13 protein-coding genes and 1 pseudogene are annotated in these 17,668 nt (G+C 60.0%); 11 read left to right on the plus strand and 3 right to left on the minus strand.

Annotation, left to right across the window (positions count from 1 at the left end; translation table 11 throughout):
• Window positions 1–65 precede the first annotated feature (65 nt).
• Together QE453_RS06640 and QE453_RS06645 are read left to right on the plus strand one after the other, a co-directional pair.
• Window positions 66–1,676 carry an FGGY-family carbohydrate kinase gene (locus QE453_RS06640; RefSeq protein WP_309776545.1) on the plus strand — a complete coding sequence of 537 codons (1,611 nt, stop codon included), beginning with the start codon at window positions 66–68 and terminating at the stop codon, window positions 1,674–1,676.
• A gap of 56 nt (window positions 1,677–1,732) precedes the next feature.
• Complete coding sequence (locus tag QE453_RS06645; protein ID WP_262622363.1) at window positions 1,733–2,458, plus strand: SDR family oxidoreductase; 726 nt, start codon at window positions 1,733–1,735, stop codon at window positions 2,456–2,458.
• A 104-nt stretch (window positions 2,459–2,562) separates the two neighbouring features.
• On the opposite strand, the gene proP is transcribed toward QE453_RS06645, so the two are convergent.
• A complete protein-coding gene (gene proP, locus QE453_RS06650; RefSeq protein ID WP_004438219.1) occupies window positions 2,563–4,083 on the minus strand; it encodes a glycine betaine/L-proline transporter ProP in 1,521 nt (506 codons plus the stop codon).
• 164 nt (window positions 4,084–4,247) lie between these two features.
• Window positions 4,248–4,544, minus strand: coding sequence for a PRC-barrel domain-containing protein (locus QE453_RS06655; protein ID WP_004438228.1), 297 nt, complete (start codon window positions 4,542–4,544; stop codon window positions 4,248–4,250).
• Window positions 4,545–4,776: 232 nt separating this feature from the next.
• On the opposite strand from QE453_RS06655, the gene QE453_RS06660 reads away from it, so the two are divergent.
• The 4 genes from QE453_RS06660 (at window position 4,777) to QE453_RS06675 (ending at window position 9,678) form a co-directional block, all read left to right on the plus strand.
• Window positions 4,777–5,616: an inositol monophosphatase family protein gene (locus tag QE453_RS06660; protein ID WP_309776546.1), complete on the plus strand. Its 840-nt coding sequence runs from the start codon at window positions 4,777–4,779 to the stop codon at window positions 5,614–5,616.
• 48 nt (window positions 5,617–5,664) lie between these two features.
• Entirely contained in the window at window positions 5,665–6,273 is a 609-nt protein-coding gene (locus tag QE453_RS06665) for a dual specificity protein phosphatase (RefSeq protein ID WP_278067778.1), read from the plus strand.
• Complete coding sequence (locus QE453_RS06670) at window positions 6,267–7,952, plus strand: metallophosphoesterase (RefSeq protein WP_309776547.1); 1,686 nt, start codon at window positions 6,267–6,269, stop codon at window positions 7,950–7,952. The genes QE453_RS06665 and QE453_RS06670 overlap by 7 nt, the downstream gene beginning before the upstream one ends.
• Window positions 7,953–8,034: 82 nt before the next feature.
• A complete protein-coding gene (locus QE453_RS06675; protein ID WP_125270856.1) occupies window positions 8,035–9,678 on the plus strand; it encodes a Na/Pi cotransporter family protein in 1,644 nt (547 codons plus the stop codon).
• Here QE453_RS06675 and QE453_RS06680 read toward each other — a convergent pair.
• Window positions 9,675–10,662 (minus strand): annotated as a pseudogene (locus QE453_RS06680) (LacI family DNA-binding transcriptional regulator). The gene QE453_RS06675 and the pseudogene QE453_RS06680 overlap by 4 nt on opposite strands.
• Before the next feature lie 504 nt (window positions 10,663–11,166).
• On the opposite strand from QE453_RS06680, the gene QE453_RS06685 reads away from it, so the two are divergent.
• The 5 genes from QE453_RS06685 to QE453_RS06705 all read left to right on the plus strand — a co-directional run bounded on the left by QE453_RS06685 (window position 11,167) and on the right by QE453_RS06705 (window position 17,645).
• Complete coding sequence (locus QE453_RS06685) at window positions 11,167–13,020, plus strand: iron ABC transporter permease (protein ID WP_309776548.1); 1,854 nt, start codon at window positions 11,167–11,169, stop codon at window positions 13,018–13,020.
• Complete coding sequence (locus QE453_RS06690) at window positions 13,020–14,153, plus strand: ABC transporter ATP-binding protein (RefSeq protein WP_034498371.1); 1,134 nt, start codon at window positions 13,020–13,022, stop codon at window positions 14,151–14,153. The genes QE453_RS06685 and QE453_RS06690 overlap by 1 nt, the downstream gene beginning before the upstream one ends.
• 33 nt (window positions 14,154–14,186) lie before the next feature.
• Complete coding sequence (locus tag QE453_RS06695; protein ID WP_111813445.1) at window positions 14,187–15,311, plus strand: ABC transporter substrate-binding protein; 1,125 nt, start codon at window positions 14,187–14,189, stop codon at window positions 15,309–15,311.
• Window positions 15,312–15,334: 23 nt separating this feature from the next.
• Window positions 15,335–16,474, plus strand: a complete 1,140-nt coding sequence (locus tag QE453_RS06700; protein ID WP_309776931.1) for an ABC transporter substrate-binding protein — start codon at window positions 15,335–15,337, stop codon at window positions 16,472–16,474.
• 82 nt (window positions 16,475–16,556) lie between these two features.
• Complete coding sequence (locus QE453_RS06705; protein ID WP_404977886.1) at window positions 16,557–17,645, plus strand: ABC transporter substrate-binding protein; 1,089 nt, start codon at window positions 16,557–16,559, stop codon at window positions 17,643–17,645.
• The last annotated feature ends 23 nt before the right edge of the window (window positions 17,646–17,668 follow it).

The raw sequence follows: 17,668 nt of genomic DNA on the forward strand, positions 1-17,668 counted from the left end.
CGGAAACGGTTCCGCCGCTCAAATCTGTTCAAGTACCGGATCATCCGCTCCGAGGAGTATCACAAATGGCTTCCTATCTCGTTGGTGTCGATGTCGGGACCGGCTCGGCGCGGGCCGGTGTCTTCGACGTCGCGGGCAAGCTTCTCGCCACCGCCAAGCGTCCGATCAGCATGCATCGCGAAGATGGCGGCATTGCCGAGCAATCGAGCGCGGAAGTGTGGCAGGCGGTTTGCGACAGCGTCCGGGAGAGCGTCTCACGCGCTGGTATCGATCCTGTCGATGTTGCCGGCATCGGTTTCGATGCCACCTGCTCACTCGTCGTTCGCGGGCCGGACGATGAGACCCTGCCGGTTGGCGCTGCCGATCATCCCGAACGCGATATCATCGTCTGGATGGATCACCGTGCCGTTGAACAGGCAGAGCGCATCAATGCCGGAGAACATGCGGTTCTCAAATATGTCGGTGGCCGCATCTCTCCCGAAATGCAGACGCCGAAGCTTTTGTGGCTTCGGGAAAATCGACCGGATGTCTATGCCCGCGCCGAGCACTTCTTCGATCTTACGGATTTTTTGACATGGAAGGCATCCGGCGCGCTTGATCGCTCTGCCTGCACGGTCACCTGCAAATGGACCTATCTCGCCCACGAGAACCGCTGGGATTCGGAATATTTCAACAATATTGGCCTTGGCGATCTGGCGGAACAGGGCTTCCGCCGCATCGGTGAAAGCGTCGTCCATCCGGGCACGGCGCTCGGCACCGGTCTGACGGAAGACGCCGCAAAGGCGATGGGGCTGGTGGCAGGCACCGCCGTTGCTGCGGGCCTGATTGATGCCCACGCCGGCGGCGTCGGTACGGTTGCTGCGGGTGGCGATGCTTCGAAATGCCTTGGTTATGTTTTCGGGACCTCGTCCTGTACCATGACGACGACAGCCGGACCCGCCTTCGTGCCTGGCGTCTGGGGGCCTTATTATTCGGCCATGGTTCCCGGTGCGTGGCTGAATGAGGGCGGCCAGTCTGCTGCCGGTGCGGCCATCGATTATCTGGTTCAGCTACATCCGGCAGTCCCCGAAGCGAAGGTGCTTGCCGAGAAGGATGGCAAAGCCTTGCCGGTCTGGCTTGCCGACCGCGCCCTCGGCCTCGCCGAATCCGCTTCCGCCGCAGCAAAGCTTGCAGAGGATTTTCATGTGGTGCCGGAATTTCTCGGCAACCGCGCACCCTTCGCCGATCCCCATGCCCGCGCGGTCGTTGCCGGATATGGCATGGAAACCGGCGTGGATTCCCTTGTCGCGCTTTATGTGGCCGGGCTTCTCGGCCTTGGTTACGGGCTTCGTCAGATCATCGAAACGCAGGCCCGCAACGGCGCGCCGGTGGAAACCATCAGTGTCAGCGGCGGTGCGGGTGCCCACCCGCTTGCACGGCAGTTGCTGGCCGATGCGACCGGGCTTCCCGTCGAATTGACCGAATGCGAGGAGCCGGTGCTGCTTGGTTCGGCCATGCTGGGCGCCGTCGCCGCCGGAACCTATCCGGACCTGATGGCGGCGATGCCCGCGATGTCGCGTATCGCCAGCTGTGCGGCTCCCGATCCCGCTTTCCAGATGGTTCATCAGGCACGCTACGACGCCTTTCTTGCGTTGCAGAACGCAGCGCGCGCCATTCGCGCGGCCAGCCATTCCTAAGCCGCGTCACAAGCTTAGATCATCCGGCCGCATTGGCCGCAAATAACGAGGATTCCATGCAGTTTTCCGGAAAATCCGTCATCATCACCGGCGCAGGCAAAGGCATCGGCCGCGCCTGCGCGCAGCTGATGGCCGCACGCGGTGCGGAGGTCGTGGCGATCAGCCGCACGCAGTCCGATCTCGACAGCCTCAGAAGCGAAATCGGCGGACGTTCGATCCGTGCCGATCTTGCCGACGTCGCCGCCACCCGCGCCGCCATGGCCGAAGCCGGCACCTGTAATTTCCTGATCAACAGCGCCGGCATCAACGTGCTGGAAAGTGTGCTTGACATGAGCGATGCAGGCTACGAGGCCGTGCTGGGCATCAATCTGCGCGCAGCCATCATCACCTGCCAGGAATTCGCCCGCGCGCGTGTTGCAAGGGGCGGCGGCGGCGCCATCGTCAACATCACCTCGATTGCGGGGCATCGCGGCTTTCAGGATCACCTGTGTTATGCGGCGTCCAAGGCCGGGCTTGAGGGCGCAACCCGCGTGCTTGCCAAGGAACTTGGCCCGCATGGTATTCGCGTCAATGCCGTCGCGCCCACCATCACGCTCACTGAACTGGCTGCGGAAGCGTGGAACGATCCGGTCAAAAGCCAGCCTATGATGGTGCGTCATCCGCTCAACCGCTTCGCAGAAGCCGAAGAGGTGGCGCAGAGCATCGCGCTGCTGCTTTCCGATGACAGCAAGATGATTTCAGGCGCCGTATTGCCGGTGGACGGCGGCTTCCTCGCCGTTTGAGCGAAACAACAGCTGCTCTCGGCGCAGGCCGATTGAAACCTGAAAAAATCGATGCGCGGGGTGCGATACGCATTGCCCGCGCATTTCATCTATGGCGGATGGAGTTAGTTCAGGTCCGGGTGCCGGCCGACGAGCTGACTGCGTTTCGCCTGCAGAATTTCTTTCTGCTGTTCCAGTTTGAGAAGCTCCTCGTCAATCTCTTCAACGCTTTTTTCGATGTGCAGATATTGCGCGGCGAGAAGCGATTTCGCCTCCTTGCGGCTGGAGGCGTTGGGCGTATCGCCATAGAGAGGCCGGTTCGCCGTCTCTTTCAGGAAGAAAGTGGTGACAATGCCGAAGACAGCGGCGACCATGAGGTAATAGGCCGGCATATAGATGTTGTCGGTCGCTTCCACCAGCCAGGCCGTGGCCGTTGGAGTCAGGCCGGCGACGATGATCGAGATGTTGAACGCGATCGCCAGGGCGCTATAGCGTATGCGCGCCGGGAACAGGGCGGGCAAGGTCGAGGCCATGATTCCGATCAGGCAGTTCAGCGCGACGGCGAGAATAAGCAAGCCGAAGAAAATCTGGACCACCTGCCCGCTGGCGATGAGATGGAAAGCCGGTAGCGAGAGAAAAAAGATCGCCGTGCTGCCGACAGCGAGGAAAGGTTTGCGGCCTATCCGGTCGCTCAAAAGCCCGATGGCCGGCTGGACGAACAGCATACCCACCATGACGGCGATGATGATGAGGACGCCGTGATCCTCGCTGTAATTCAGCGTCTTTGACAGGTATGTGGGCATGTAAGTCAGCAGCATGTAGTAGGTGACATTGGTGACGAGAACCATGCCGATGCAGATTGCCAGCGAACGGAGATGTTTGCTGGTGATCTCCGCGATGGGGACCATGGGCCGTTCCTTCAGCGACTGACGGTCCTCCTCTTCAGCGCGGTGAAGGCGTTCGGTGAAAGCCGGCGTCTCCTCCGCGGCGTGGCGAAGATAAAGGCCGATCAGTCCGAGCGGAGCGGCAAGGAAGAACGGAATGCGCCAGCCCCAGTCAAGAAATTTCGCCTCACCCATGGCGGTGCTGAGCAGCACCACCAGCCCCGCGCCAAGCACAAAACCGGCAATCGAGCCGAAATCGAGCCAGCTGCCGAGATAACCGCGTTTGCGGTCGGGCGCATATTCCGCCACGAAGATGGCCGCACCGGTATATTCCCCGCCCACGGAAAAGCCCTGAACGAGCTTGCAGAGCAGCAAAAGGATAGGGGCCCAGATGCCGATGGTCGCATAACCCGGAATGAGGCCGATGCAGAAGGTGCTGGCCGCCATGATGATAATGGTGAGAGAGAGGACTTTCTGCCTCCCGAACCTGTCGCCCATCGCCCCGAAGAAAACGCCACCTAGCGGACGAATGAGAAACGGCACCGAAAATGTCGCAAGTGCCGCCACTGTCTGAACGGCGGGGGCAGCCTCCGGAAAGAAGACCTTGCCAACGGCGTAGGCGACAAAGCCGTAAACACCGAAATCGAACCACTCCATGGCATTTCCGAGGGCGGCTGCCGTCACGGCTTTTTTGACCTTCTCGTCATCGATGACGGTCACGTCGTCAATGCTCAGTGGGCTGGCCTGAATCTGACTGTTCAATTGTTGTCCCCTTGAATGCCTTGCAACCATTTATTGCGCGACGTGAAAATGCGTGACATGCGCATGTGTTCCATTTGCAGGCGGAAGCGGTGCGGGGCGGGGTGTGCCCCAATAAACGAACGCCCGGCAATGGCCGGGCGCTTCTGAAATCTGGTGGGATGCATTCAGTGACGATGCTCGGGCATGTCCTTCAACTGATCCTTCGTCCATGAGGTCACTGCGTGGACATCGCCGTCCTCATCGCGCATGAAGTCAAGGTCGCTGAGCGGAACTGCGACGGGCTTTGCGCCGATGCCGAGAAAGCCGCCGACATCGATGATCGCCGTGCTGCCGGCGCCGACGCCGTGTACGTGGTCAACCTTCCCGACCTTGTGGTCATCGGCGCCATAGACGGTCGCGCCTTCTAGAACCGACGGCGTCAGTTCGGTTTCAACCAGACGTACGTGATTGCTATGATCCATTTTTTCCTCCTGTCGTGGTTTACAGGAACGAAACTCCCGCGGTGCAAAACCGTTCCATTGGCTGTTGGTCGCAGTCATTGCGCTGCCTTGCGAACAGACCTGCAAGCTTCCGGAATGAACATGCCGATACTTTGTCATTCGATAGTCATGTTTGACCGAGGAAACCCTCTTGAAATTAATGAACGCGTGTGCAATATGAACACGCGTTCACTCAAAAGAAATGGTTTTGCGCATGGACTCGATGCCCTATCCGGATACATTGGCAGCTCGCGCTGAACTGTGCCGCAGCGTTATTTTATCCGCCGGCGAACTGGTGCTCAAAGGTTTTCAGGGTGAGGCGACACGAAGCTTCTCCATGAAGGGGCCGCAGGATTTTCTGACTGTGACCGATGCGGCTTCCGAGGCGCATATTCGCGGGGCGATCTCGGCTTGTTTCCCAGACGATAGTTTCTTTGGTGAAGAAGGCGGCGGTGAGATCGGCGATCGGGTGTGGGTCGTCGATCCCGTTGACGGCACCGCGAATTTCGCGCGTGGCATCCCGCATTTCTGCATCTCCATTGCTTATGTCGAGAAGGGGCGAACGGAAATCGGCGCGATCTATAATCCTGCGCTTGACGAGCTTTATTTCGCGCGTCGCGGTGAGGGAGCAACGCGCAACGGGCAGCCGATTCAAACCGCGGAAACGACGCGCTTTGATGCGTCATCGATCGAGATGGGCTGGTCGACCCGGGTCGCGAATTCCACATATCTCGATATCGTCAGGAACCTGCTCGATATGGGCAGCAATGTTCGTCGTGCAGGCTCTGGAGCGCTGGCGCTTGCCTATGTGGCCGACGGTCGTTCCGACGCCTATCTCGAATTGCATATGAATTCATGGGATTGTCTTGCGGGCTTGCTACTCGTCAGCGAAGCTGGCGGCGATGTCTGCCCATTTCTGGAGATTGGCAGTCTTCGGGATGGCGGGCCTGTTCTGGCTGCGGCCCGCGGTGTTGCCAGAGGCGTCAGCCAGGCAGCGAATATACCCCTTGCCGAAAGGACGCCGTCGGAGCGGCAGCGCGCCGCCTCGGCCTGATTTCAGGCGAACACCTGTTCGGGGTGTTCGCGCATGTGGAGGAATGAAATGGATGGACCCGTTTATGCCCGCCCGGCAATCAGCCTGATTGCGGAAGGGCTCGGTCCGCATAATGCCGCCCTTTACATCGGCGGCGGCGATGGTGCTGGCGACCGGGAGCTTCTGCGCCGGCACGGCATTACGACCGTCGTTAATTGCGCCGTCAATCTTGATATCAATCTCGTGCAGACGATGGCCGAAGAAGGCGACCGGCGGGCTGTGGGTTATGGTGATATCCGCTATTACAAGCTTGGCCTGATCGACGGCGATGGCAGCCCTGACACCATGATGCTGGGCGCTTATTACATACTCGATGGCGCACTTCGCCAGACCATGCCGAAGCGGGAGACTTATCCCTTTGTCGATGGCGGCAATGTGCTTGTCAACTGCCGCAGCGGCCGCAGCCGTTCCGTCTCGCTGGTGGCGCTTTTCCTGCACAAGCAGCAGCCCGACCTCTATCCGACCCTCGACGATGCGCTGGCCGTGATCCGCACGAAACGGGAATTGCGGCCTGACGAATGGTTCGAGACGCCGAAACCGATGCTTTATGCCGCCGCCCGCCGCGCTTCCGAATGGATCGACTTGGTTGAGGGCAGAAAGATCGCGCAATCATGCTGACACATATGCTGCCTTCCGTTGCCGTCATTGCCGATGCGCATTTTCATGATACTTCAGCGGATTTCGGGTTTCCCGGCATCGAAATCGATGGCGAGCGCATCACCATGCGCAGCTGGTCGGAAACGCGTGAATCCACCCGGGTTTTCAACGAGAGCGCGGTTGCATTGCATGCGGCGCTGGAAGAGGTGCGCCAGCGTGGCATTCGCCATGTGGTGCTGCTCGGCGATTATACCGATGACGGCCAGCGGGTGACGACTGAAACGCTGAAGGGCATTCTGGAGCGCCATCGCGATACCCATGGCACCGCTTTTTATGCGCTGCCCGGGAACCATGACATTTTCGGCCCTTGCGGCCGAAATCACACCAAGGAATTCCTGACGGAGAACGGCAAAGGCGTCCTGGTTTCCAGCGATGCGCGCCGCACCGGGGAAGGGGTCGTCATAACCGACCGCATGTACTGCGAAGGTTATCCCGCCGGCCTCGATCCGATGGGGGCTTTCGGTTATTTCCGCCAGCCGGATTATCTGCATTGGGAGACGCCCTTCGGCGCGTCCGACGCGCCGGAAGACCGGCTCTACGACGTGCGCTCTCCCGATGGGCGGAATGTCTATCGCTTGATGGACGCCTCCTATCTTGTCGAGCCGGAAGAGGGCCTCTGGCTCCTGATGATCGATGCGAATATTTTCGAGCCGCTCGACGGTGTCTTTCAGCGAGGTGAGGAAGCCGCCTTTACCGACAGCACTTCGGGTGGCTGGAACGCGCTCCTGCGTTGCAAGCCCTTCATCATTGACTGGATTGCCCACGTGCGCCACAGGGCGGAGCTGCTCGGCAAGACCTTGCTCGGCTTTTCCCATTATCCGGTGCTTGATCCCTTCGATGGAGCAAGCCGTGCCGAAGGTGCCCTGTTCGGTGAAACCAATGTCGTGCGCCGTACGCCACGCAAAGCGGTGGAAGACGCGCTGGTGCGGGCTGGGTTAACCGTCCATTTCAGCGGGCACCTGCATGTCGAGGGGGTGACGCAGGGTGGGGAGGGTGATAGGTCGCTCACCAATATTGCCGTCCCTTCGCTCGTCGCCTTTCCTCCCGGATTCAAGGTCATCCATCCAGCCCGGCAGGACATCAGCGTGGAAACGGTGGAAATGACCGCTCTGCCGGTCAATGACCGTATTTGCCGGGGTTACGCGCAGGAGACGGTACTGGCAGGTGAAGAGGACGACCCGTCTTTTGCAGCCGGTGATTATGGTGGCTTCCTGCTTGGCCACAAGCGGGCGCTGATCAGGCATCGCTATTTCAGCAAGGAATGGCCGGCAGAGATCGTTGCGGCAATCTCCGGCAAAACCGTGCGGGAGGTTCTCCTCCTGCTTGGGCAGGATGGCCACGAACTGTCTGATGGACTTGCGCTGTCATTCGAATTGCCCATGTTCGAGTTGATTGCCGACTGGTATTGCCTGCGACAGGCGGCGGGTCTAGCCCTGCCGCATATCCCGCATGAGCGGCTCTGCCTCTATCGGAAATTGGCGCAGCGTTTCGGCCGCGCGCCGGATCGTCACGACGGGTCCGTCAGGAGTTTTATCGAAATCTTCCTCGGAGCGCTCGGCCTGTTTCTTGAGCGTGCAGAAGGCAGCCCGCGCGACATTACGCTTCGGCTCGGGTCGCAGCGTGAACGCGTTGCGGTTTGATCCGACGATTTGCGGAAGGGGCGGTCTATCATGGCTGGGTTGATTGCTGTCCGGCCGCCGGGACGGCAGGCGGGGTGATTGAATGGAATCGGTCGTTGTCGGCATCAACCTGTTCGGTGCCGTGGCTTTGCTGCTTTTCGGGCTTGCGCAGATAAAGGATGGCATGTCACGCGCCTTTGGTGCGAGGCTCCGCATCGGTCTGGCCGCCGGCACGCGCGGCCGGTATCGCTCCTTCTTCGCTGGTCTCGTGGCGACAATCGCCTTGCAGAGTTCCACTGCCACCGCGCTGATGGTCGCCTCTTTCGTCGAGAAGGACCTCATCGCGCCGGCCATGGCGCAAATCGTCCTGCTCGGCGCCAATGTCGGAACTGCCATGACGGCGTGGATTGTCGCTCTCGGGCTTGGCTGGCTGTCGCCGTTGCTCATCCTTGCGGGTGTCATCCTGTCGCGTGGCAAATCGGTGCAGCGGCAGGGAGGCGGGGCGGCGGTGGCCGGTGTCGGTCTCATGCTGCTGTCCCTTCATCTTCTCTCGGCTGCAACTGATCCCATCAGGCAGTCGCCAGCACTGGGTCTCTTTATCGGCATGCTCGGTGATGCCTGGCCTGTGGCGCTGATCTTCTCCGCCGTCCTTGCTGTTCTTGCCTCCTCCAGTCTCGCCATCGTCGTTCTGATCCTGTCGCTTGCCGCCAGCGGCGGCATGGAAACGAGCCTCGTGATCGTTCTGGTGCTCGGCGCCAATCTGGGCGGCGCGGTGCCGCCGGTACTGGCGACGCTGAAAGCCCCGATCGCGGCACGCCGGGTGACGGTGGGAAATCTCGTCGTCAGGGCCATCGGCTGCCTCGCAGCGCTGCCGCTGGCCGGATATGCCGCGGCCCTGCTGGACATGTCACCCTTTTCGCATGCGAATCTAGCGGTGGATGCGCATCTCGCCTTCAATTTCGCTGTTGCCGCCTTCGCGTGGCCGCTCTCGCCAGTGCTTCTGCGAATAACGACGATGCTGCTGCCGGACAGAGAGAGCACCGAAAACAATCACAGCTATCTCGACAGTCACGATCTCGATCAACCGGTTGCGGCGCTTGCCGGTGCAAGCCGCGAGGTGCTGCTGGTCGGCGACCTGATCGAGCTTATGCTGCGGCAGGCGAGTGAGGCCATGCGGGACAGTGATGCCGCAAAGCTCAACGATATCAGCAGCCTGGAGGGCCGGGTCGACCGCCTGCAGCATGAAATCAAGGTTTATGTCTCGAAGGTCGGACAGAATGGCCTGGCCCGCAAGGACCAGCGCCGTGCGATGGATATTGTCGAATATGCCATCAATCTCGAACATATCGGCGATATCATCGAGAAAGGCATCCGTCCGGAGATCGCCAAGAAGATCGATCTCGGCCTCCGCTTTTCCGATGATGGGAAAAGTGAACTTGAGCGTCTTTTTGCCGTCACGCTCGATAATATCCGCATGGCACAGTCCGTTTTCGCCACTCGCAACGCCGATCTTGCCCGTCGGTTGGTGGAAGTGAAGGAAGATGTGCGGCGGCTGGAAAAACAATCGTCGGAAAGCCATCTCCAGCGCCTGCGCGACGGCCGGGTTGACAGCATTCAGACGAGTTCGGTGCATCTGGACATGTTGCGCGATCTCAAGCGCATCAACGCCCATCTTGCAGCCGTCGCCCACCCGATCCTCGATGAGAGCGGGCTGCTGATCGAAAGCCGGATCCGGCAGGCGGGTTAGCGTGCGGTAATGCGCTCCACCATGGAAACGGGCACGACCTGGAGCCGCGTTTCCGGCTCGTCGCTGTCAAGAGCGGTCAGGACCTTCTCCGTCAACGCGTCGAAGGACTGGGCAACGGTCGTCAGCTGGTAGCTTTTCCAGCCCGCCTGCGGAATGTCGTCGAAGCCGACGATCGAGATGTCTTCCCGGCACCCGGCGGTCCATTTCGAGACGAGCGGCGTCCATGAAGCCGAGCGCGAGCAGATCGGTCACGCAGAAGGCGCCATCGATGGACTTGTCCGCCAGCAATTCGCAGCCGGCCTGATAGCCGCTGTCATAGCTGGTCGGACCACCGGACCAGGGCACGACCTCGATACCTTCAACCGTCATGCGCTGGGTGAAGGCACCGGCGCGGCGCAGCTGAGCCGGCGTCTGGCTACCGCTGGAAACGACCGCGACTTTCCTGCATTTCGCCGCCACAAGCCGCATGGCGGCAAGATCGGCGCCATGGGAATCGTCGCTCAACACCATATTCGTGTCGGTGCGATCAAGACGCTGATTTATGAGAATGAGGCGCACGCCATTGGCGATGCATTCATCGACGATCGAGGCCGGCGGTTCGCCGGAAAGGACCACGATGGCCTGCGCGCGGAATTCGAAGAGAAGCTCGATCAGTGGCGCAATGTCCTTGCGGGCGTCTGCCGCATTCAGCAACAGGCATTGCAAGCCCCGGCGCAGGAGGCCGATGCTGAGGAGATCGAGCTGTTTTGAAATGAATGGGGAGCTGAGATTGGCACCGACGACCCCGATGAGATTGGAGCGGTCGTTGTTGAGGCCCTGCGCCAGACGGTTGACGCGGTAGCCGAGTTCCTGCGCGGCTTTCAGCACCTTGCGCCGGACGGCCTTCGATACGCTGCCGCCGGGTGTGAAGGTACGAGAGACGGCGGAGCGTGAAACCCCGGCCTTTTTCGCCACCTCTTCGGCCGTCACGAACCCTCTTGCCATCCGACTCCCCCGGTTCCGAAATCCAATGCCTGATATCACAGGCTACGGGATGTCGGCTATTCCAATTTCACCAGCACCCCGTCACCCTTGAGAAAAGCTCTCTGGCGTTTTAGGAAATATCCAATCCGTTCCACAGGCGTCGGGACAGGAAAAACATTTCCTGCCCCGCGCCGTTCAAAAATTACAGTTTTGTGACAAAAACACGTTTGAAAACAAATAAATAAGTTAATGATCACGTGTGCATTTTTTTATTGACAACACGTCTTTTAAGACGGATCATGCATTCCAAGGTAGAGTGAGATATGGAATTTTTATTCCATAATCGCTTTGCCCGCGATGTTTTCGGGAGGAGCTGGGATCATCGTTGTGAGCGGGTGAAACTCCCGCTTCTGAAGCATTGATGCATTGCTGAAGGTTACGCACGCGCCGCCTGTTCTACGGGTCGCGCGAAGGCAGGTGTTTGCCGGCGCGTGAGGGCAAAGCGTGGCCATATGGGGAGAGAGAATGGCTCTTTTAAGCGAAACGACGAAGGCGGAGGCGCTGGGAAGTCCCCCGACGACCGCGCCTTCGGCATGGCAGGCCTGGCGGTATCGTCTCAAGGTCGCACTCAGGGAGCCGACGACGCTGATCGGCGTTCTGACGGCTCTGCTTTTCACCTATCTGATCGTCGTTCCGATCGTTTCGATCATTCTCGATGCCGTCCGCGTCCAGTTCGGCCACGAACGGCGCCTCGGCAAGGATGTCGGCGATCTCACGCTTTATTATCTCGACAGGGCGTTTTTTTCGCCCGTCGCATCGGATCTTTTCTGGCGTCCGCTCTTCAATACGTTGACCGTCGCATTCGGGGCGATTGCACTTTCGCTCGTCATCGGCACCGTTCTTGCCTGGCTTATCAGCAGAACGGACATGTTCGGCCGCCGCTGGTTCGCCACGGCCTTGATCGTGCCCTATATGCTGCCGGCCTGGACCTTCGCGCTCGCCTGGACGACGTTGTTTAAAAATCGCACCGTTGGCGGCCAGCCCGGCTGGTTCGAGGCGATAGGCCTCACGCCGCCGGACTGGGTGGCTTACGGGCGTTTCCCGATCACCATCATCCTTGCCCTGCATTACACGCCTTTCGTCATCCTGCTGTTCGGCTCGGCGCTTCGCCGCTTCGACTCGCAGCTCGAGGATTCCGCCCGCATTCTCGGTGCCCATCGTTATCAGGTCGCCTTGCAGGTCATCCTGCCGCTGATGCGCCCGGCGCTATTGTCCTCGATGGTGCTGATCTTTGCGAAATGCCTTGGCGAGTTCGGCGTGCCCTATGTTCTCGGGCTGCCCGTGAAGTTCGAGGTTCTCTCCACATCGCTGTTCCGCAGCATTGCGTCGCGCCAGACGGGCGTTGCCGGTGTCGTCGCGGCCTCGATCATGCTCATCGGCATCATCACGCTCATGATCGACGCCCGCCTCGTTCGCGAAGCCCGCCGTTTCGTGACCATTGGTTCGAAAGGCTCGATGAACAGGCAGAGCCGTCTCGGCAAGATGCGTCTTCCGGCGACGGGCTTCGCGGCTGCCATCTTCGTCCTCAGTGTCGGCCTGCCGCTTCTCACCCTGGCGCTCTCGACGGTCATGAAAATGCCGGCCCGCTTCACGTTCGACAACTTCACCCTCGATTACTGGATTGGCAGCAACCTCAACACCGTCGCCTTGCAGACCGGCGTGCTCCTGAGCCCCGACCTATGGGCTGCCGCAAAAAACACGATGATGATCGTCGGGCTTGCCTCGCTCACATCGGGCATTCTTGGCCTGCTCGTTGGTTATGTCGTCATCCGCACGCCGGTGCGTGCCCTGTCCGTCTACCTGCGACAGGTGACGTTCCTGCCCTATCTCGTGCCCGGCATTGCCTTTGCCGCCGCCTATCTGTCGCTCTTTGCCGTTCCGCGCGGGCCGATGCCGGCGCTCTATGGTACGGTGACGATCCTCATCCTGGCGCTGATCGCTGACCAGATGCCCTATGCTTCGCGAGCCGGCATTTCCGCCATGACGCAGCTTGGAAAGGACCCGGAAGAGGCTGCCCAGATCGCCGGTGCAGGCTGGTTCCGCCGCATGATCTCGATCATCATCCCGATCCAGAAAGGATCGCTGGTGACCGGGGTTCTCCTGCCCTTCATTTCGGGCATCAAGGGTCTCAGCCTCTTCGTGATCCTCGCCGTGCCGAGCACGGATGTTCTGACCACCTATTCGCTGCGGCTGGTCGACTACCACTACACGCAGGCTGCCAACGCCGTGGTGCTGATCATCGCCGCCATTGCCTATTTCGGCACGCTGTTGGCCCAGAAGCTGACCCGCACAAATCTTGCAGAAGGACTTGGAAGCTGATGCCTACCATCAACCTGCGCGGTGCGCAGAAAAACTACGGCGTGAATTCCGCGAATGCGGTTTCCGATCTCGATCTCGAAATCCGCGACGGCGAGTTCATGTGCCTGCTCGGGCCTTCCGGCTGCGGCAAGACCACCACGCTTCGCATGATAGCTGGCCTCGAAAACCTCTCGGGCGGAGAGATCCGCGTCGGCGACCGGGTGATCGATTCCGTGACCGAAGGCATTTTTGTGCCGCCGGAAAAACGTGAAATGGGCCTTGTTTTCCAGAGCTACGCGCTATGGCCGCATCTGACCATCGAGCGCAATACCGATTTCGGCCTGCGCCTGCGCAAGCTGCCGAAGGCCGAGCGTGAAGCCCGTGTCGAGCGCGTCATGCAGGCGCTCGACATCGCCAAATATCGCGACCGCTATCCGTCGCAGCTTTCCGGTGGTCAGCAGCAGCGTGTGGCGCTTGCCCGCATGCTCGCCGTCAATCCGGGCGTTCTGCTTCTCGATGAGCCGCTCTCCAATCTGGATGCCCGGCTGCGGCTTGAAATGCGCGCCGAGCTGAAGCGGCTGCACAAGGAATTCAAGACGACCATCGTCTTCGTGACGCATGACCAGTGGGAAGCCATGACACTTGCCACCACCATTGCCGTCATGAACGAAGGCACGCTGCAGCAGATGGGCACGCCGAACGATATCTACGACCGTCCGGCCAATCGTTTCGTCGCCGAATTCGTCGGCAGCCCGCCGATCAACATACTGACTTTCGGCCAGCCCGGGGTGTCCGACATAGCGGACAGGGCGGAAGCCTATTTCGCAACCCGTTATCCGCAACTGCGCGGCATTGCCTCGATCGGCATGCGGCCGGAAGCCATGGGCTATGTGATGAAGTCCGAGGATGTGCCGCAAGGCAGCTTCGCCGGCGAGATGACGGTCACCGGCGTGCTGCCGACCGGCGGCAGCTGGATTCTCGAACTCAGAAGCGAGAACCACACGCTGTTCCTGACCACCCACTTCCTGCCGCGTATCGACAGCGGCGACCGCGTGTTCTTTCACGTGCCGCCTGAAGCCCTTCACGCCTTCGATGCCAGGGGGCAGAGGATCACCGAGGCGGACGCCGTTCTGCGCCACAGCACCTACAACTGAAAACGCCGCCGAGACGGCTGAAGGAGAAGCAGGATGAAGCGGACAACAGCGGGCCTGAGCCGGCTCTTATGCGCAACGGCGATTGCCGCAACGCTTGGCGGCGTGGCGAAAGCGGGAGAGCCTTTCGACCTCAATGCCCTGATCGAGGCGGCGAAAAAGGAAAAACCGATCACCGTCTATGACAGCACGGGAAAGATCGTTGAAATGGCGAAGAACTTCGCCGCGAAATACGGTGTCGGCGCTGAGGGCGCGAAGGTGAAGGCCTCCGCCCAGCTGGAGATGATCATCCGCGAGGCGCGCGCCAACAATATTCAGGGTGACGTCTCGATCATCAGCGATGCGCCGGCCGCGATGGCGCAGCTTATTCCGCTCGGTTTTGTCGAAAGCTGGCTGCCGCCGGATATGGCCGGCAATATTCCGCCGGAGTATCAGGACCCGCTGACCGTCGTCACCAGCGCCAATGTCTGGGCTTATAATAGCGAACTCTTCGACAAATGCCCCGTTTCCAACATCTGGGAACTGACCGACCCGAAGTGGAAGGGCAAGGTGGCGATGCAGGATCCGCTCGGCAAGGCATCCTATGTCGACTGGTTCAACCAGATGGCCAGCCACGGCGATGGTGAAGTGAAAGCGGCCTATAAGGCGCTTTACGGCAAGGACCTCGAAACCGGGGAAAAGAGCGCGACGGCAGCCTGGGTGAAGGCGCTTGCCGCCAATGCTCCGCTTCTGACCGACGCCGATGCGGCTGCTGCCGAAGCCGTTGGTGCTCCCGGTCAGAAAGAACCCTTCATGGGCCTCATCAGTTCGGCCAAGTTCCGCGACAATGCCGAGAAGGGCATGAAACTCGGCCTCTGCAAGGAGCTGAAACCCTGGGTCGGCTGGCTCTATCCGGGCGTCGGGCTGATCACCAAGGGCACGAACAGCCCGAATGCGGCGAAGCTTTTCATTCACTACATCATGACCGCCGAAGGCATCGCGCCGCAGGCGATCGACGGCAAAATGTCGACCAACAGGGAGGTAAGTCTGCCCGCTGACGAGCCATCGGGTATTGGCGCCGTCCTCGATAACATTCTGCCCTACAGCATGGCGACCAGTCTTGAAGACTGGGATGCGCGTGAAACCTGGCAGGACTTCTGGCGTGTGAACTACAAAAAATAATGGGGGATCAACTCGTGACGATCATGGCTAGCAATAATAATGGCAACGAGCGCAGGCGGCGGGGGACCGCCTCCGCACTTTGCCTCGGCGTCTCGCTGGCACTTGGCGGGGCCGCGCATGCGCAGGAAGCCTTCAATCTCGATGAGCTCATCGCTGCCGCGAAGAAGGAAATGCCGATTACGGTTTATGCGGTGACCGGTAAGATCGTGGATACCGCGCAGGCGTTTACGGCCAAGTATGGCGTGCAGGCCAGCGGCAAGAAGGTGAACGAGGCGACGCAGGTCGAGTTGATGATCCGCGAACATCGGGCTGGCAATGTCGTCGGCGATGTGAGCGTGGCCACGGATGTTGCCTCCGCCATGGGCGAGCTTCTGCCGGCAGGTATCGCTACCAGCTGGACGCCGCCTGATATCGAAGGCGATATTCAGCAGAAGCTGCGGGATCCGCTCGTGGTCGTCTCAGACCCGCATGTCTGGACCTACAATACCGAGAAATACGACACATGCCCGGTCACCAACATCTGGCAGCTGACGGAGCCGCGTTGGAAGGGCAAGCTTGCCATGCTCGATCTGTTCGACAAACCGCTTTATGCCGACTGGTTCAACCAGATCGAAACCCACCACGATGCCGATGTCGCCAAAGCCTACGAGGACCTCTACGGCAAGAAGCTGGAAACGGGCGAAAAAAGCGCAACGGCTGCCTGGGTGAAAGCCTTTGCCGAAAATGCGCCGCTCTTGACGGATTCCAGTTCGGTGGCGGACGCTGCCGGTGCTCCGGGACAGACCGATCCCTTCTTCGTCATCACCTCGGTCGCGAAGTATCGTGACAATGAAGCCAAGGGGCTGAAGCTCGGTCTTTGCAGCGGTGTAAAGCCATTTTCCGGATTCCTCTATCCCGGTTTCGGCCTGATTGCCGGGCAAACGAAAAGCCCGAATGCCGCGAAACTCTTCCTGCATTATCTGATGACGGAAGAAGGCATCGCGCCACAGACCGCTGACGGCAAGCTTTCCGGCAATATGAAAATCGCCCTGCCGGCGGATGAGCCTTCGAGGGTCGCCGATCATCTCGATGAGCTGATGGCTTTCGACGCCGCAACGGCGGCCGACGATCTCGACAAGCGCGAAGGCTGGCAGGATTTCTGGCGTGTGAATTACAAAAAATAAACGGAAGGCGGGGTGCAAACCCGCCTGTCTTTCCTTGGGAGGGGAAACGATGCGAAAAATGAAATTGAGGGCTGCCTCGGCTATGGCCGCAGGTGCAATGATTATAGGCGCTTCTGCTCTGGCCGCCACGGCTGAAGAACCATTCGATCTCGACGCCGTCCTCGCGGCGGCAAAGCAGGAGAAGCCGATCAACATCTATGACAGCACCGGCAAGATCGTTGAGATGGCGGATAAATTCAGCGCCAAATACGGGCTGAAGGCGACGGGCGTAAAGGTTTCCGCCAATAGCCAGCTGGAGATGATCATCCGCGAAAGCCAGTCGAACAATGTGCAGGGGGATGTGGTGTTGATTACCGATGCGCCCTCTGCACTTGCCCAGCTTCTGCCGGCGGGTTTTGTGGAAAATTACCTGCCGGGCGACATGAACTCGAAAATTCCGGCGCAGTTTCAAAACCCACTGGCCATTTCCACCAACGCCAACGTCTGGGCGTATAATACCGAAGCCTATGACAAATGCCCCGTGACGAATATCTGGGAACTGACCGAGCCGAAATGGAAAGGCAAGGTCGCCATGGTCGATCCGCTCAGCAAGAGCACCTATACCGACTGGTTCAACCAGCTTGAAGCCCACGGTAATGAAAAGATAGCGGCGGCCTATAAGGCTCATTTCGGCAGGGAGACGGAGGAAAAGAGTGCGGCAGCTGCGTGGATAAAGGCGCTGGCTGCGAATGGCCCGCTCGCCACCGACGGCGACGACCCGGTTGCGGAAGCGGTCGGCGCGCCCGGCCAGAACCAGCCCTTCTTCGGCCTGCTAAGTTCAGCCAAATTTCGCGACAATGCCGACAAGGGCTACAAGCTCGGCCTCTGCACCGACCTCGATCCCTGGGTCGGCTGGACCTATATCAAGCTCGGCCTGATGGCCTCCAAGACCAAAAGCCCGAACACGGCCAAGCTCTTTATCCACTATATCCTGACGGAAGAGGGCATCGCCCCGCAGATGAAGGACGGTAAGCTGCCGACCAATACCGACATCAAGATGCCGGATGATGAGCCTTCTGGGCTGATGAAGGTTGCTGACCGGCTGATGGGATACAATTCTGCTACGGGTCTCGATGATTTCGATCGGCGCGAGGAGTGGCAGGATTTCTGGCGCGTCAACTACACGAAGTAATCCCGGCTGGCGCGGTCCTGGCC

It is taken from the genome of Agrobacterium sp. SORGH_AS_0440 (assembly GCF_031453135.1).
Classification (GTDB): Bacteria; Pseudomonadota; Alphaproteobacteria; order Rhizobiales; family Rhizobiaceae; genus Agrobacterium; species Agrobacterium pusense.

Excerpts from the sequence above, each read along its gene's own strand:
- QE453_RS06640 (WP_309776545.1), top strand. The coding sequence starts at position 66 with ATGGCTTCCTATCTCGTTGGTGTCGATGTCGGGACCGGCTCGGCGCGG.
- QE453_RS06645 (WP_262622363.1), top strand. The coding sequence starts at position 1,733 with ATGCAGTTTTCCGGAAAATCCGTCATCATCACCGGCGCAGGCAAAGGC.
- QE453_RS06655 (WP_004438228.1), bottom strand. The coding sequence starts at position 4,544 with ATGGATCATAGCAATCACGTACGTCTGGTTGAAACCGAACTGACGCCG.
- QE453_RS06660 (WP_309776546.1), top strand. The coding sequence starts at position 4,777 with ATGGACTCGATGCCCTATCCGGATACATTGGCAGCTCGCGCTGAACTG.
- QE453_RS06665 (WP_278067778.1), top strand. The coding sequence starts at position 5,665 with ATGGATGGACCCGTTTATGCCCGCCCGGCAATCAGCCTGATTGCGGAA.
- QE453_RS06670 (WP_309776547.1), top strand. The coding sequence starts at position 6,267 with ATGCTGACACATATGCTGCCTTCCGTTGCCGTCATTGCCGATGCGCAT.
- QE453_RS06675 (WP_125270856.1), top strand. The coding sequence starts at position 8,035 with ATGGAATCGGTCGTTGTCGGCATCAACCTGTTCGGTGCCGTGGCTTTG.
- QE453_RS06685 (WP_309776548.1), top strand. The coding sequence starts at position 11,167 with ATGGCTCTTTTAAGCGAAACGACGAAGGCGGAGGCGCTGGGAAGTCCC.
- QE453_RS06690 (WP_034498371.1), top strand. The coding sequence starts at position 13,020 with ATGCCTACCATCAACCTGCGCGGTGCGCAGAAAAACTACGGCGTGAAT.
- QE453_RS06695 (WP_111813445.1), top strand. The coding sequence starts at position 14,187 with ATGAAGCGGACAACAGCGGGCCTGAGCCGGCTCTTATGCGCAACGGCG.
- QE453_RS06700 (WP_309776931.1), top strand. The coding sequence starts at position 15,335 with ATGGCTAGCAATAATAATGGCAACGAGCGCAGGCGGCGGGGGACCGCC.
- QE453_RS06705 (WP_404977886.1), top strand. The coding sequence starts at position 16,557 with ATGGCCGCAGGTGCAATGATTATAGGCGCTTCTGCTCTGGCCGCCACG.